Genomic DNA, 16,442 nt, shown 5'->3' with positions numbered 1-16,442 from the left:
ATATAACTAGCTGATTGATAAATAGTCAGGTAATCAAAATCTGTATATACGTGGTAGTTAAAATTTAATGGCGTTTCTCATAGTGATTTCCTGTTCTGGGATTGTAATACTTCCCACCTTTATGGGATGAGCCATGACCACCAGCATAGTGCCCACCTTTAGCGAATGATGCGGCAGGGGCGAGTAATGCCATCACTATAAGAGAGATAATGATTTTTTTCATAATATTTTCCTTGATAATATATTAATGATGAAAATAATTAGTAAAGAGTAGTGAATGTAGATCAAGAAAAAACAGCACTATGCAATATACACATCCATAAATAGATGTGAAGTGATTTTATGGGTACTATCTTGGTTATATGACGTTGTTTTCTGATGTATCGGATTTTTTTAATTGGCTGTTTCAGAAAACCACACTGCTAACATACTTCCCATGAGAACCAATACGCGCTAAATTCCCCAAAGATACCAAGCCTCGCCTAAATAGCGGGGCTTTTTTTATGCCTGAATTCTGGAGCAACAATGGCTTACGATCCACAGCAGTTACAGCAGCAGCGCCCTGAACAGCAAACGGCGAACAATAACCGGCAGGGGCTGAATATTCAGCAGCCCGGTGAGCTATCCGATTTTGATCGCCAATTCTTTTCCCCGGAAAACTGGAACAAAAAGCCGGTCGAAGCCAGCGTGACAGCAGGCGACATTTTGAAAGCGGCAACTGCCGCGCCACTGGATATGGTGGCTGCCGGTGGCGAACTGTTCCGGGCTGGTAATCAGATTCTGGATAACAAGCATACCGAGCAGATAGCTGAAAACCCTAACCCCATTGGCTTGGATGACCAAACAATGGAGGTCATGCGCCAGAATGCGGGAAATCCTGTATCCCGTGCGGGTAACGTCATTATTCAGGGCGTCGGCAACCTGGCTGGTGCAGCATCACAGAAAATCAAAGACTCCTACAGTGACGGAGCAAAAAAAGCAGCCTCTCTGGATTTTGTTAGCACAACGCGAGACAAAGACGGCAACATTACCGGGTTACAAGCCGGGGAAGGGCTGTTTGATAAAGATGCATGGCTAATCAATGCGGTACCCTCTATCTCGCAAATCATTGCCTCTGGCGCTATGTCCAAACTGGGGGCTACTGCTGCCAGGGAAATGGCGGAGCGTGCGGCCTTCAATCGTTTAAGTAAGTCTATGCCAGAAGAAGCGGCCCGCCAGTTAGCAAAAGAAACGGCTGATCGCGCTGCTGCGGTTGCAGGTAAGAGCACTTTTGTTGGCACCATGACAGGAGCATCTCAAGGGCAAGGTGGTATTGATATGCGAAACGAGATCAATGCCTTGTCATTCGATGAGCTGACGCAGAGCAAGACATTTCAGCAGGCGTTCTCAGACATTGATTCTGATCCGCAGTATGCAAAGTTGGATGATACACAGAAATTGACGCTGGCGCGCAATATCACGGCTGATCGCGCTGCTACGGCGGTCACGGCAGATCCACGGCTGTTGGCAGTGAATATTGCTGCATCAACTCTCGGTGATCATACCTTGTTGTCGTTGTTGACGAAAAAAGGGGCAGCCAGCGGTGTGGCATCAGGTGTTGCAGTTGGCGCCCTCTCCGAGGGAGCAACTGAATTTGTACAAGGCGCTGGGCAGCGTTATGTCCAAAACCAACAGTTGATCGACACTGCCGGGCAGAAAATTGACCCGATGAAAGATGTGCTGGAGGTCGGTGCCAATAATGCCGTTGTAGGGGCCGGTATGGGTGGAGCTATTGGCGTGGTTGGGGGGATGCGTGGGCACCGCTCTAATCAATCACCCGATAGCACAGACCAACCAGTATCTCAGGTAGATACACCTGAATGGAAAGCATCACACCAGGAAGGAAATCAGGATAATGGCTCTTCTATCCCGGTAGTGAAAATGGGTGATGATGCGCCTCCACCTGGGTATACCGGTGAATGGCGTGATGGCGGCCCGGTTATCTCCGTGACAGAGGGGGCAGCGCAACCAGCATTATCACCCTATGAAGAGGCAAGGCAGCGGTATGCAACACAAGATCGTGCTGCTGTGCTGCGGGAGTATGCCAGTGCGGATTTGACCAATAACAGTGAATTGAAACGGGCGGCGAGTGAACGACTGGATGAACTGGATCAGCATGACAAAATTGCTCAAAAGGTAGAGGCATTCAAGCAACAGTCCGATGATGAACTGTTGACGACATACCGCAAATTGAATGAAAACCCTAAGCGTTCTGACGAAGAGCAATTGCAGCATGAGGCTGTACGCACCGTGCTTTCAGAACGTCTTGGTATTGATGCTAAGGAGAAGCAACAGCCTGCACCCCAAAAAACCCATCAGCAGGCTGTACCTGAAGTAGCCTCGTCGCAGTTAGCTACACCAGATAATCAATCACCGAATGGTATTCCTTCTGGGCATGTGGACACATTCCGCGATACGCCGGCGTATCTGCGCCAGGATCCGCGCATTCAGGGTTTCGCTGAGGACAGCGATGTCCAGCGTGCGCTGGCAGAGCAACAATACGCGCCAACGGCTGAAGAACTCATTAGCCAACAGATGGAGCAGGGCGATCAGGGATATACGCCAGAAGAGCAGGCTATTCTGGAGCAGGCTGAAAAAATCCGGGCGGCACGCACACCCCGGCTGCCGGCCCCAGGAAAAACGTCTGTTATCGCTATGCCGGGTGACCTTCACCCGATAATGAGTGATGAGGGGCCGGCGGGTAGCGGGCCGCAGTTCGATGCCGGGCGGCAGGTGCGCGGACAGTCTTTTATTCCCGCCGAACGCCCACAGGCGGGCAATGAGGTGGGGCGAGCCAGCCAAACCTATGACAGCGAGACGGTGCCGACTCATGCTATTGAGGATAAAGGCATCATTTTTTCTGGTTCACCGACAATTGATGAGGGGCAGACAGCGCAGCCGCCAGAGTTTACCGCCGGTGAAACACGCACTCAGCGCAAGACGCGAGAGTTTACCGAGGCAATGGGGGGAAATAATCAAGCCGCGTTGCCCGATCAGCGTCATCGTGTTGCTGGCGTTCCTGTTGACGCAACAACGGAAGCCTATGCACGTGGCGAATCAGTTGGCGAATTGAAGTTTTACACGAAAGATCGCCCGTTTACGAGTGAGCATCTGGCCCGTCACTCAAAGTGGGGGAAAACGCCAGGTGCTACGGTTGAAGAGGTCGATGGTGGTTATGCGGTACGATTGCCACCAGATCGCACAAAAGACACTATCACACTCCCTTCTGGGGAGGTTCTCACTGTGATGATGGATCACGATGTACCTGGATCTGCCATATTGACAACAGAAGGCGGGGAGCGGATTGGTCTAAGCGCAACACAAGTTGACGGAATCAAAAGCGAGCTTGCTGGAGACCGTCCCGTGAGTGGTGGTATCGGTGATCTTGCTCGGCTTAATGCGGCACTGGAGCACATCCGCACCCATTCTGAGCATCGCGGCTACCCATTGTTTCCAGTTGATGCAACGCGCCGTGACACTGGTGAAAAGGTGAAAGCATGGGCTGTTCAAGCAAAACCAGATAGCCCTATCAAGATGAAGCCGATAGTCTTTGAAACGCGCGAAGAGGCACTTTCCTATGCCAATCAATTGGCTGATCGAGATGAAAGCAATGCATCATCACGATCAAAACGTGAAACGGATCGCAAAGATGCGGAGGCCACGAAAGCCCGGAAGCGCGCACCAATCGATGAATTTCTTGATGCGCAGAGCTTCACCCCTATGCGGCGCGGGAAGGTGGATAAGGCGCTACAGGAAATAGTTCATTACTCTGAATTTGACCGCCCAGTGACTAGGGCTGAGGCTGTTCAGGAGTTGGTTAGTCGCGGTTGGCACCCAGAAACCGCGCAAAGAAAGTCTGGTGACGGGAAGGTCAAAACGTTATACCGAATTGTTTCTAATGATGGCGATCTCTATAACGTGACAAAGGCAGAGCATGATTTTGCATCTCACCTTATCCGAACGATAAAGACCAGGGAAACCGGTAAGGGAACGGATTTTTACGCGCGCGACAACGCCTCCAAAAATGGGGGCGTTGCTGTTTCTGGGGCGGATATTGGCGGCGGCAACATTATTCACGATGGCAGTTTCAGTAAGGACGGACACAAACCGGAAACTGGAATGCTGCGCGACCGGGTGCAACTGGCCTCCGATCTGTTCGTCTCTCACCTGAATGGCGCAGCCAAAATCAAAGTGAAGGCAGTACAAACACAGGCAGAAGCGGCGGCCATGATGCCAAATGGTATCCCGGCGGAGTTTGGTACTGTTCATGCCATCTATCAGCCGGAACTCAGCCGGGTGATCGTTATCGCCGACAACATTGCTGGCCCGCGCGAACTGCGCGCCAAGCTGCGCCATGAAATTATTGCGCACCACGGCCTGGCGTCGGTGATCGGTGATGTGGAATATGACCGCATTATGCGGGTGCTCCATCAGACGCGTGACAGCCAGAACAAAACCATCCAAGAGGTATGGCGCCAGGTTGAACGGTCTTATGGGAATGAGTCACTGGAAGATCAGGCCAATGAATTTCTGGCGCATATGGCGGAAAGGACGGATCTCACCGGGCTGGGGGGCGTCTGGGACCGTTTCGTTACGCTGCTGACCACCGCACTCCGTAAGGTGGGGATGATCGGTCAGGCTGACATTACACCGGCGGAAATCCGCAATATCCTGCGCACCATCACTGGCCGCTTTAAGAAGACCGCGATGTACGCCAGCGAGAAGCCAGGTACGCGCGAGTTTGAGGATACGTTTTCGCGCACTGATGCGCTGTATTCCAAAGCGGAGGACACCGATCCGCTTCGACCACTGCCGGAAGAGGCGGAACAGTACCGAACTGAATTAGATAATGCCATGCGGTCGCGGCGGTCTGGGGACATGTCCATCAAGATAGGCAGAACCCCCCCTGTGTTACGTGCTTTGGGCGCGCCGAATCTGGACATGTATATCAATCGCGATACGGTGCGAAAGGCAACGAACGGTGTAAAACATGATGTGCCTATCTCAGTCATTGAGCAACTGCCGGAACTGATGCATGACCCATTAGCAGTGTATCGCTCTGCCACTCAGGATAACGCTGTAGTGGCACTTCTTGAGGCTCAAGATGCGAATGGAAATCCAGTGGTGAGCGCGGTTCACATGAGTGCAGCATTGAAACGCATTGAGGTGAATCGTATTGCGTCAGTGTATGGCACTGTCGGGGGTATGGCAAAAGTTAACGGGATGAAAGAAGCCGGGCTGACTTTATACCAGCGCAAAAAAGAAAACCCTGATAACCCTCATTCACAGGGGCTTCAATTGCCCAAGGAGGAGCGTTCTTATCAGGGTTCAGATTCTACCAGTCGCCGATACTCTCAGGGGCTTCAATTGTCCAAGGAGGGCGACCCCGCAGAATCAGATAAAAATATACTCTCATCCGACGATATCCGCAAGAACAAGGCCCTGTACTCACGCACCGGCACCCCGGCAATGGATGCCGAAACCAGCCGAAAAATGGGCTTTAACGTCGAAAAAGGCTGGTTCGATAAGTCGCGTGACTTCTGGCAAATGGCAACCGACAAGGATAAGACGGCGCTGAAACAGTGGTGGCGCGAAACATTCCGTAAACTGAATACCCGCACCTTTGATGGCCTGGCACCGCTGAAATACGCAGAAGACGCGACGGGGAATTTTGACGCCAGTGTGTCGGGCTATACCGCTGCTCGCATGGCGGCTGGTGCGGGGGCAGTTTCCGGTGTGGTGTGGGAACATGGACTGGTTCGTTATAACAAGAAAGACGGGATCACAGAACGTATCGCTGGTACTGGTAAAGCCGATTCACTGATGGGGATTTTTGACGCATTGGGCAACCAGCGCGAAAATTTCCTTAAGTGGATCGCTGGTCACCGCTCTGAACGACTGATGGCGGAAGGGCGCGAAAACAACTTCACGGCGGACGAAATCGCTTACATGAAAACCCTGAACCGGGGTAACGAAACACTGTTTGCCGACCAGAAGCGTAAGTATGACGCCTTTATCAAGTCGATTCTGGATCTGCAGCAGGACATGGGGCTGATTGATCCTGAAAGCAGGGCGACGTGGGAGGACGCCTGGTATCTGCCGTATTTCCGCGAAGCCGAGAACGGCGAGACGCATGGCCCCTGGACCACACGCGGCGTAGCCAACCAAAGCAGCACCGTCCGCAAGTTAAAAGGCAGCGAGTTAACGATCAAAGACCCGATTGAAAACCTGTTCAACTACGTGGCGAAGTCGGTCGATGCATCCATGAAAAATGAGGCAATGCGCCGGTCAGTGGTGAATCTGGCGGATACCGGAGTGGTTGAGGTGATCGGGAGTCCGAACAAAATGGATTACGGACGTATCGGGAAAGATGTGGTGAAAGTGTACGTCGATGGACAGGAGCAACTGGTGCAGGTCAATGACCCGGATCTCTATCGTGCCTTCACCATGATTGATATGGAGCGCAGCAACTCGGTGTTCATGAAAGCGGCGCGCCAGGCCAAGCGCGTGTTGACCATCGGCACCACAGCGATGCCCGATTTTATCATACGAAACTTTATGCGCGACTCCCTCCACTCCTGGGCCATCAACAAAGACGGTTTCCGTGCGGGCGTTTCCTCTTGGCAGGGGTTGCGCAAAGCGCTGGCAACCGACGACACCTTGATTGACATGATGGCGGCCGGCGCCACGTTCGGCGGCGGCTACCTTAACGTTTATGACCCGGCGGGTTCGGCGGCTAACATACGCAAAGTGCTACGGCGCAAGGGGTACAGCGACAGCCAGATGCGTGAATTCGAATCGACGCTGGTACGCAGCAGCAAGGATGTACTGGATAAGCTGGAAACCGCATGGGAGAAATACCGGCATATCAGCGAAGGCTCTGAAAACGCCAACCGTGTGGCCACTTATGATGCGGCACTGAAATCCGGAAAGAGTCGAGCACAGGCAGCCTTTGAGGCCCGCGATCTGATGGACTTCAGCATGATGGGGTCTAGTAAACTGATTATTGGGCTTACCGATGTGGTGCCGTTCCTGAATGCGCGCCTGCAGGGGATGAGTAAGTTGGGCAGGGCGATAAAAGAAGATCCGCGCGAGGTACTGAAACGCGGCGGTTATATTGCTGGAGTGTCGTTGGCCTTGCTGGCGCTCAATTGGGATGACAAGCGCTATGAAGAATTGCCGGATTGGGACAAAGACGCCTACTGGCATTTCTGGGCTGGCGATCAGCATATCCGCTTCCCCAAACCGTTTGAAATCGGTCTGATGTTCGGCACCATGCCGGAACGCTTCGTGCGAATGCTCGGCGGCGAAGACTCACCGGGTAAATTCGGCAAAGTGATAGCGCGTAATTTCATGGAGACGATGGCATTTAACCCGATACCTCAGGTGGTGAAGCCGATTGCGGAAGCCTACGTCAATTACGACTTCTTCCGTGGCGGTCCTATTGAAAACATGGCTGACAGTAACCTGGTTGCCGAAGCGCGCTACAACGATCAAACCAGCTTACTGATGCGTGAAATCGGTGCTGCGACCGGGCTATCTCCGAAAATGCTCGATCACGTCGTGCAGGGTTATACCGGCACGCTGGGGGTGTATGTATTGGGTGCAACCAACATATTGGCGCGGCAGTTCAGTGATGCTGGCGAGACGCCGGCACTACGACTCGATGAGTTGCCCGTGATCAAGTCTTTCCTGCGAGGTTCCGCCCCTGCTAAGTCCACGCAGTTTGCCGATGATTTTTACCGAATGATGAGCCAGGCTAACCAGATAAACCGCACAATTAATGCGTACCGGGAACAAGGGCGTAAGGATGACGCCAGTGCTCTGAAGGAAGAAAACGCAGAGCTGTTATCAAAGCGAAAGATGCTGACCAATACCCAGCACGCGATCCGTAAACTGAACGACCGTATTGAGATGGTGCGTATTGACCGGACACTATCGGCGGACGAGAAGCGAGAACGCATTGATCGCATGATGGCGCAGCGAAATACGCTATATCAGCAGGCCGTAGAAAGAGTAAATCCGTATTTTGATCGATGAGTGAGGAGGGGGCGTGGCTGTTTTTATAATCAGGGATGCTTCGGGGAATGTTGTACTTGATCTGTCCAATAGCATTACAAAAACACTGGGGTATTTTACTGTCGAACCCAGAACATCTCAGACCATCACCGTTCCTGATGTTTATGGTGGTCGTCTTTGGGTGTCTGCATCCGCAGAGCAAATCAAGTTCGATATCGGCGTTTGGAGCACTCCGCCATCGGCGGTAATTAACGGGAATACCATTACCGTATCGACAACAAGGGATGTTCGTTGCTTCTGTGTTTACGGGATTTATTAATATGGCATTTATTCGAGTTGTAAACGATAGCGGTGTAACGCTGATCGATTCTGAGGTGTTCAACCTATATTTATCTCAGAAAGGGCAATTAACTATGAATTGGGATGTGAATATTGGTGATTGCATGGTAATAACCTACAATGCAAAGTCTAATCTTCCACCATTGTTAGCAATATCCTGCTCAAGTCATCATGCCTCACTGCTGTCGGTTAAGAAAGATGGGAATACATATACCTATACTATTATTTATGTTGATTCATCAACCGTTAACTCAGCGGTAGCTGGTAACTATTATATATTTGATGCTGGGGAACTAACGAAAGTTGGGGTGGGGGAGTTAATTATAAGAAATAAAGATGGTTATGTCACATTTGACAGCCACAATAAATATTTACGCATCCACTCTGTAGAGAATTACCCCCGGCTAGAATGGAATGAGTGGTTTATATCTGGTCCAGTAGACGGTGATTTAGTCAAGGAGTTGCCGATAGGTAGGCGGTTTGCAGCAGTAACGAACAAGGTGGGATATATTTACGCGGAAAGAGTCAATGGCGGTGAAGTTATGTCAAACTGGTACTATGACGGGGTAAGAATAGCGAGTATAGGCGGTAATGTATCACGACACATGGAACTCTATCAGCAATCGCTGTATGAAAGCAGCGGAGCTAATTTTACACAAAATAGCTCCGACTCTCAGCATATGATTGTGGATGTGACCGGCTATTGATAAATCATTTATTGCTGCGAAAATTTATTCTCACAGTCTGATAGATTTTTGAATTTACTGCCTTCAACCCAGGTATATTTAAAAGCATCACCTACCAGATACTCTGGTTGCTTGAATCCCGCTCTTTTTTCATATATTGGTTGGTCGTATATATGCCTGCCTATTTCTATTTTCCCCCAGCAGGTGGGTGGTTTCGGTGGAGTACAGGCCGAGGTTAATAAAAATAAAGGAATAATGGGTAGTAATTTAGTCATATTATTTACCATGTTAATTATTTTATCCTTAATGCAAATCTACTTGATGTTGCTATAGGTAGTTTATCTTATTGTGTTCCTGATGCACATGATTAGTGTCACGACCAATAAGAATCCGGTAATGCCTAAAATGATACTGCCCTCACTGTTTACGGTCATTTGGCATTTTCTGGCTATGACCAGCGCAGCTGCACCAAATGGAATGGCTAGCACGGGGTGGATGGTCACCATGATGGCGGCAAGGATGAGACAAAAAATAAAGGTAGTGGATGACATGTTTCTCCCTTTAGCTGTGTTATTAGTAGCATTATTGGTAATTGGTGGTATTTAACAAGATAACAGCAATCCAGTGTCGCCATAACACGGCGTTATGCGTGTACAGAAAAGCACTGACTCTAAATAGCTTTGCGAAATTAGCGTCCGAAATTTGTCCGTCGATTTCCGAAAATCCTCGTATGTATATGATGCCAAAGGACGGATAAAGACGGTATTTTTGAGTATTTTTTGAACTGATTTTATATTTTTTTATTTATAAATTAATGTGTTACGTAAATATTGCCGGGCACAGGAATCGTGTTCGGTCTTTTTTTAGAGATGAGTAAAGGCAGTTTATTGATTTTTGCCAGCATATTATTTTCGATATTTTTGGCTGTCCAGTATATTTACTGAGTCGGAAATGGCGTGATCGAATAGCGTGCGGAAAACTCACTGACAGAAATACTGGTCACAACACCGGAAGTATTATCGCCAATAAAAACCTGCTGCCCCGATTGGCTGCTGATGGCTTTATAAATCAGCTCTGGAACAGAGACATCTTTACCAATACGTTTATTTCCGAATAGGGCACCGGTGACTATCCATACTTCGCCATCTTGCAATGCCAGTTTACGAACAAAGGCTTCAGTTTTACGCCAGGCTATTCGATTAAGTATTGGCAATTGCGGTGTCATATTTGACATTGAAAATGATTCATGTTGCGTATGGGAATCAGGCATATCTCCTGCTGGTGTCATATGTCCTTGATCGTATCCTGAATATTCATAATCGTTTGTGACTGATTGCGCCGCTTTAGAAATTAATCGCTCAATATGAAATGAGTCTCGTCGGGAAAGTGTTCCTGCTGATTTAACCATTTCTGCCGTTAAATGTTCTGCAGAAATTAATGGTCCTTTATTCGCATGGCTATAAAGCACAGCAAATGCCGTAAAACAAATCTCTTCGTCATAATTGATATCCGGTGTTTTATCATGAATAAATTTTCCAGGGCATAATGATTGACCTGTCAGCCCAGGGAAAGCGGTCATCATGATGACCAGTGCTAATAAATAGCGAATCGTCCGCTTTAACCTCACACGTTTGCCCTCTTATCAGTATAGTGGTGGATGTACTCAGTCCATATCCACGGGATAGAGGCATTATTCTGTCTGCGGTTTGAATAATCTTGAGTCTTTGGTTTGTTCCTCTGTCATTGAACAATCATCACCGGTGATAACATCAACATAATATTGTCTGTGCGGCTTATCATGCCCAGACTGGCTGCGCCAATCGTGCCTGTGGATTAATCAAGGATAAGAGACAATCGTGTCGTTGCTACAAGAGAACGTTTAATTACTTGGGCAGGAGAGAAGAAACAGCCAGCACGTGAACGGCTGGCTGAGACAGGCTAGTTATCGATAGTTTGTTTGTGGAAGATTTCTCGAAAGACGGGATAAATATCGTCCTGATCGCGAATATGCTGCATGGCGAAATTTTCAAAGCTATCCTGCAACATTTCATATTCCCGCCACAGCGTCTGGTGAGAACGGCGGGTAATTTCAATATAACTGTAGTAACGCACTACGGGCAGCAGGTGAGTGGAAAGTAATTCTCGACAGAGCGGCGAGTCGTCTGCCCAGTTATCACCATCGGAAGCCTGTGCAGCATAAATGTTCCATTGCGCAGGGTTGTAGCGTTCTTTGACAACATCCTCCATCAGTTTCAGGGCGCTGGAGACAATAGTGCCGCCGGTTTCCTGAGAGTAGAAGAATTCCTGCTCATCCACCTCTTTGGCCTGTGTATGGTGGCGAATATACACCACTTCCACATTTTTGTAGGTTCGGCTGAGGAACAGATACAGCAGAATGTAAAAACGTTTGGCGATGTCCTTGGTGGCCTGGTCCATAGAACCAGAAACGTCCATTAGACAGAACATCACTGCCTGGCTCGATGGCTCTGGCCGGCGTTCGTAGTTCTTGTAACGCAGGTCGAACGTATCGATAAAGGGCACACTGGCGATGCGCTGGCGCAATTCGGCAATTTCCTGACGCAGTCGCTCCTCCTCAAGCAACTGGACTGGCTCAGTGTTTTCCAGCAATGCCAGATCTTCTTCCCGCTGGTGCAGTTCGCGCCGTTTTCCGGCGGTCATTGCCATGCGGCGCGCCAGTGAGTTTTGCAATGAACGTACGACGCTGATGTTGGCAGGGACGCCATTGGCGGTGTACCCGGCGCGGTGGGTCTTGTACTCGTTCAGTTGCCGGTGTTCGGTTTTTTTTAGGTTAGGCAGCGCCAGATCTTCAAACAACAGATCAAGATATTCATCTTTGGATATCTGGAACACGAAATCATCTTGACCCTCACCATCCTGACTGGCATCCCCTTGACCTGAACCACTGCCTCCACCACCTTGAGGCCGTTCTATCTTGTCGTTTTCTACGAAGTGATCGTTACCGGGATGAACCCGGTGTCGAATTCCGCCACGACCCTGATGGAACATCGGCTCACTGATATCGGTGTTGGGGATCGAGATAGACTCCCCGTTTTCTACATCGGTGACCGAACGCTTGTTGATGGCCCCGGCAATCGATTGTTTTATTTGCGATTTATAGCGGCGTAAAAAGCGCTGGCGGTTAACCGCGCTTTTGTTTTTGCCGTTTAATCGTCGATCAATGAAATAGGCCATGTTTCCCCCAAACGACATGACTGTCGATGTACGGCATCAGGATGACTTCCTCACGCGCAGGTACCATTCGCACAGCAAACGTACCTGTTTGCGGGTGTAACCTTTTTCCATCATGCGATCAACAAAGTCGTCGTGTTTTTTCTGCTCTTCCGTCGATGTCTTAGTGTTAAACGAAATCACCGGCAGCAGCTCTTCGGTATTGGAGAACATCTTCTTCTCAATGACCGTACGCAGTTTCTCATAGCTGGTCCAGTTCGGATTACGTCCGCTGTTACTGGCACGGGTGCGTAACACAAAATTCACGATCTCGTTGCGGAAGTCTTTCGGGTTGCTGATACCCGCTGGCTTTTCGATTTTCTCCAGTTCAGCGTTGAGCGATTCTCGGTCAAATAACTGACCGGTGTCCGGGTCGCGGTACTCCTGATCCTGAATCCAGAAGTCGGCGTAGGTGACATAGCGATCAAAAATGTTCTGGCCGTATTCGGAGTAAGACTCAAGGTAAGCCGTCTGGATTTCCTTGCCGATGAATTCAGCGTATTTCGGAATCAGGTAGCCTTTCAGGTGTTCCAGGTATTTCTCCGACACATCCTGTGGAAACTGCTCTCGTTCAATTTGCTGTTCCAGCACATAGAACAGGTGAACCGGGTTAGCTGCGACTTCGCTGTGATCAAAGTTGAACACCCGCGAAAGAATTTTGAAGGCGAAACGCGTAGAAAGTCCTTTCATGCCCTCATCGACACCCGCATAGTCGCGGTATTCCTGATACGACTTGGCTTTCGGGTCAGTATCTTTCAGGCTTTCACCATCATATACCCGCATTTTGGAGTAGATACTGGAGTTTTCCGGATCTTTCAACCGAGACAAAATGGAAAAACGCGCCAGAGTTTCCAGCGTGCCGGGAGCGCAGGGGGCACGGCACAATTCACTGTTTTTCAACAGTTTGTCATAAATCCTGACCTCTTCGGAAACCCGCAGGCAATAAGGCACTTTGACGATATAGACGCGGTCAAGAAATGCCTCGTTGTTTTTGTTGTTACGGAACTGTACCCATTCAGACTCGTTAGAGTGCGCAAGAATAATGCCGTTAAACGGCAGTGCGGCGATGCCTTCGGTACCGTTGTAGTTACCTTCCTGCGTGGCGGTCAGCAATGGATGGAGCACCTTGATAGGCGCCTTGAACATTTCGACGAATTCCATCACACCCTGATTGGCCCGGCATAGTGCACCAGAGTAACCATAGGCATCTGGGTCGTTTTGCGCGAAATGTTCCAGTTTACGGATGTCCACTTTCCCGACCAGCGCTGAAATGTCCTGATTATTTTCATCACCCGGTTCGGTTTTAGCGATAGCCAATTGGGCCAGAATAGAAGGCCATACTTTCACAACACGGAATTTGGTGATGTCGCCGCCGAATTCCTGCAACCGCTTAGCGGCCCAAGGGGACATAATGGTGCCCAGATACCGACGCGGGATACCATATTCTTTTTCCAGGATAGAGGCATCTTCCTGCGGGTTAAATAAGCACAGTGGATGATCGTTGACCGGGCTGCGCTCGCCGTTGGCACTTAAAATATAGATAGGGACACGTTGCATTAGTGCTTTCAGTCGTTCAGCCAGCGACGATTTACCGCCACCCACCGGACCCAGCAGGTAGAGGATTTGTTTCTTCTCTTCAAGCCCTTGGGCGGCATGTTTCAGATAGGAAACGATTTGCTCAATGGCTTCTTCCATGCCATAGAACTCTTCAAACGCAGGATAGCGAGCAATTACCCGGTTGGAAAACAAACGAGACAGACGTGGTTCCTGAGCGGTGTCGACCATAACAGGTTCACCGATAGCCATTAACAATCGCTCAGCGGCGTTTGCATACGCACTGCGATCTTGCTGGCAGATGGTAAGGAATTCCTGCAGAGTGAACTCTTCGTCTTTGGCAGCGTCGTAACGCTGACGATAATGATCAAATATGTTCATAGCGTTGTCCGTCCTTCGTCGATTAACACAAGAGTAAGAGAGCGAATGGTATGAATGCAGCCTGTGTAATGGATGGCTCTCCCGGAAGAAGACCTCATGCTGAAGTACAGCAACCCTTATGCCAACTTGGCTGGCGGCAGGGTCTTGCGAACATCCCGTGCCCGACTGTACTCAGCGGAAATCTTCTGCCTTGTTTAAGCGTAGTTTGCATCCATAAAATTTCCTCTATTCTTGCGTCGCATTTTTAAGATATTTCAATGACTCACTTCGGCATGACGGCATAAAACCGGCTTTTTTATCTGCCGATTCAGACCTGCTGCGGGGTGGAAGCCGGCAGACGAAATCGTTATAACTTATGTATCTTTCACATTAATGTGATGTAGGTAGGACTCCAGCACTGCTATTCTGCTGGACGTGATCAAATACGTAACATTGAATGGGAATCAACCACCGTGAAAAAACACGTATTAACTTTCTTAACGGCGACGCTGGCTGGGATGGTAGCAGCGCCAGCTGCTTTGGCCGATGAGTTTGCACTGGGGCTGGGGGCGGTAGGCGAAACATCAATATACCGCGGCGATAGCGGCCATGTTTATCCTTTCCCCATGGTGAATTATGACAGTGAGCGCTTTTACCTGCGCGGTCTGCAAGGCGGTTATTACCTGTGGAATGATGCGCAAAACAAATTGTCACTGACGGCCTATTACAACCCGTTCGGTTTCAGGCCGGGAGATAGTGATGACGATCAGATGAAGCAACTTGAGCGTCGGCGCGGCACATTGATGGCGGGGTTGGCTTACCGTTATGACGCGCAATGGGGCACGCTGCGTACGATGCTGGCGGGTGATACGCTGGATTACAGCAACGGTTTGGTGTGGGATTCCGCCTACCTTTACCGTTTCAATGACGGCAACTGGAGCCTGACGCCAGGCGTGGGGATTACCTGGTCGAGCGAAAACCAGAACCGTTACTATTATGGTGTTTCCGGCGATGAATCGGCCCGTTCCGGACTGCGTAATTACCAGCCAAATAGTGGCTGGTCGCCCTATGTCGAGTTGAACGCCGGTTATAAGATCAATTCAAGCTGGAGTACCTGGGTGAGCGGGCGCTATATCCGGCTGTCGGATGAAATCAAAGACAGCCCGATGGTTGATAAAAGTTATAACCTGATGCTGGGCGGCGGCGTGAGTTATAGCTTCTGAAGCGAAGTGCCAGAGGATTGTGCATCAGCTGCACAGAAATGGGGTGGATTCACCCCATTTGCACATTAATGAAGCAACTGAGGTTTGTTACCCTGAGTCCAGGAGGGTAAGAACATGATAAAGCAGGTGGTATTTCCGAATGGAAGAACGGTTCCCGCTATTGGTCAGGGAACCTGGTTTATGGGGGAGAATGCCCAACGGCGGAGCATCGAAGTCAAGGCCTTACAGGCGGGTATCGATCTGGGCATGTCGCTTATTGATACCGCAGAAATGTACGCTGACGGTGGAGCGGAAGAGGTAGTCGGGGAAGCGATTCGAGGCCGTCGTGACCATGTTTATCTGGTTTCCAAGGTGTATCCGCATAATGCGGGCGGCAAGCGGGCGATTGCGGCTTGTGAACGTAGCCTGAAACGCCTGCAAACCGATTGTATCGATCTGTATTTGCTGCACTGGCGTGGTGGTGTTCCGCTGGTAGATACCATCGCTGCGATGGAGAGATTGCAACAAGCGGGCAAGATTGGGCACTGGGGCGTATCTAATCTGGATACTGATGATATGAAAGAACTGTGGTCCTGCCGGGGCGGAGATCGCTGTCAGACCAATCAGGTGCTATACCACCTGGCTTCACGAGGTATTGAATATGATTTGCTGACCTGGTGTCAGCAACGCCAGCTTCCGGTGATGGCTTATTGCCCGTTGGCTCAGGCCGGGCAGTTGCGCTATGACGTGTTTGTACACCCGGCAGTTATTCGCGTGGCGCAACAACTGGCGTTGACACCAGCACAAGTGCTGTTGGCTTGGGTGATTCGCCAGTCGGGCGTCATCGCTATACCCAAAGCCAGTACGCTGGCGCATGTTAAAGAAAATGCAGTCGCGCTTCAAGTGACGTTGTCACCTGAGCATCTCGCCATACTCGATGAGGCTTATCCCGCACCGCGCCGTAAACAACCGCTGGATGTGGTGTGAGCGAAAC

The 16,442-nt window shown here is 50.0% G+C and carries 11 protein-coding genes; 6 read left to right on the top strand and 5 right to left on the bottom strand.

Translation table 11 applies throughout. From position 1 onward, the window contains the following. Nucleotides 1-64: 64 nt before the first annotated feature. The gene (locus Dpoa2040_RS18075; RefSeq protein ID WP_168642134.1) at nucleotides 65-223 is read right to left on the bottom strand and encodes a hypothetical protein; all 159 of its coding nucleotides are present in this window, start codon (nucleotides 221-223) and stop codon (nucleotides 65-67) included. Between the two features lie 302 nt (nucleotides 224-525). Here Dpoa2040_RS18075 and Dpoa2040_RS18070 point away from each other — a divergent pair, with 302 nt between their 5' ends. From Dpoa2040_RS18070 to Dpoa2040_RS18060, 3 genes are read left to right on the top strand one after another with little or no spacing between them, the layout of a single operon-like run. Then, on the top strand, nucleotides 526-8,079 hold the full coding sequence (locus tag Dpoa2040_RS18070; RefSeq protein ID WP_168642133.1) for an LPD38 domain-containing protein: 7,554 nt from the start codon (nucleotides 526-528) through the stop codon (nucleotides 8,077-8,079). Between the two features lie 13 nt (nucleotides 8,080-8,092). Then, nucleotides 8,093-8,377, top strand: coding sequence for a hypothetical protein (locus tag Dpoa2040_RS18065; protein ID WP_168642132.1), 285 nt, complete (start codon nucleotides 8,093-8,095; stop codon nucleotides 8,375-8,377). Between the two features lies 1 nt (nucleotide 8,378). Further along, nucleotides 8,379-9,104: a hypothetical protein gene (locus Dpoa2040_RS18060; RefSeq protein WP_168642131.1), complete on the top strand. Its 726-nt coding sequence runs from the start codon at nucleotides 8,379-8,381 to the stop codon at nucleotides 9,102-9,104. 8 nt (nucleotides 9,105-9,112) lie between these two features. Here the strand turns inward: Dpoa2040_RS18060 and Dpoa2040_RS18055 are convergent, their stop codons facing one another. Then, nucleotides 9,113-9,370, bottom strand: coding sequence for a hypothetical protein (locus Dpoa2040_RS18055; protein WP_210424013.1), 258 nt, complete (start codon nucleotides 9,368-9,370; stop codon nucleotides 9,113-9,115). 109 nt (nucleotides 9,371-9,479) lie between these two features. Between Dpoa2040_RS18055 and Dpoa2040_RS18050 the strand changes: the two genes are divergently transcribed. After that, nucleotides 9,480-9,689, top strand: coding sequence for a hypothetical protein (locus tag Dpoa2040_RS18050; RefSeq protein ID WP_168642129.1), 210 nt, complete (start codon nucleotides 9,480-9,482; stop codon nucleotides 9,687-9,689). Between the two features lie 331 nt (nucleotides 9,690-10,020). Here Dpoa2040_RS18050 and Dpoa2040_RS18045 read toward each other — a convergent pair whose 3' ends face one another. The 3 genes from Dpoa2040_RS18045 to yeaG form a co-directional block, all read right to left on the bottom strand. Further along, nucleotides 10,021-10,710, bottom strand: coding sequence for a DNA/RNA non-specific endonuclease (locus Dpoa2040_RS18045; protein WP_371810667.1), 690 nt, complete (start codon nucleotides 10,708-10,710; stop codon nucleotides 10,021-10,023). Nucleotides 10,711-11,021: 311 nt separating this feature from the next. Further along, nucleotides 11,022-12,296, bottom strand: a complete 1,275-nt coding sequence (locus Dpoa2040_RS18040; protein ID WP_042873899.1) for a YeaH/YhbH family protein — start codon at nucleotides 12,294-12,296, stop codon at nucleotides 11,022-11,024. A 36-nt stretch (nucleotides 12,297-12,332) separates the two neighbouring features. Further along, entirely contained in the window at nucleotides 12,333-14,267 is a 1,935-nt protein-coding gene (gene yeaG, locus Dpoa2040_RS18035) for a protein kinase YeaG (protein ID WP_042870406.1), read from the bottom strand. 452 nt (nucleotides 14,268-14,719) lie between these two features. On the opposite strand from yeaG, the gene Dpoa2040_RS18030 reads away from it, so the two are divergent. Together Dpoa2040_RS18030 and Dpoa2040_RS18025 are read left to right on the top strand one after the other, a co-directional pair. Further along, nucleotides 14,720-15,469, top strand: a complete 750-nt coding sequence (locus Dpoa2040_RS18030; RefSeq protein ID WP_168642127.1) for a MipA/OmpV family protein — start codon at nucleotides 14,720-14,722, stop codon at nucleotides 15,467-15,469. A 114-nt stretch (nucleotides 15,470-15,583) separates the two neighbouring features. Further along, nucleotides 15,584-16,435: an aldo/keto reductase gene (locus Dpoa2040_RS18025; RefSeq protein WP_168642126.1), complete on the top strand. Its 852-nt coding sequence runs from the start codon at nucleotides 15,584-15,586 to the stop codon at nucleotides 16,433-16,435. Nucleotides 16,436-16,442: the final 7 nt, after the last annotated feature.

It is taken from the genome of Dickeya sp. CFBP 2040 (assembly GCF_012273755.1).
In the GTDB taxonomy this organism is placed as follows: domain Bacteria; phylum Pseudomonadota; class Gammaproteobacteria; order Enterobacterales; family Enterobacteriaceae; genus Dickeya; species Dickeya poaceiphila.
The sequence above is the reverse complement of the archived record's forward strand: the minus strand, read 5'-3'. Positions and strand labels throughout refer to the sequence as shown.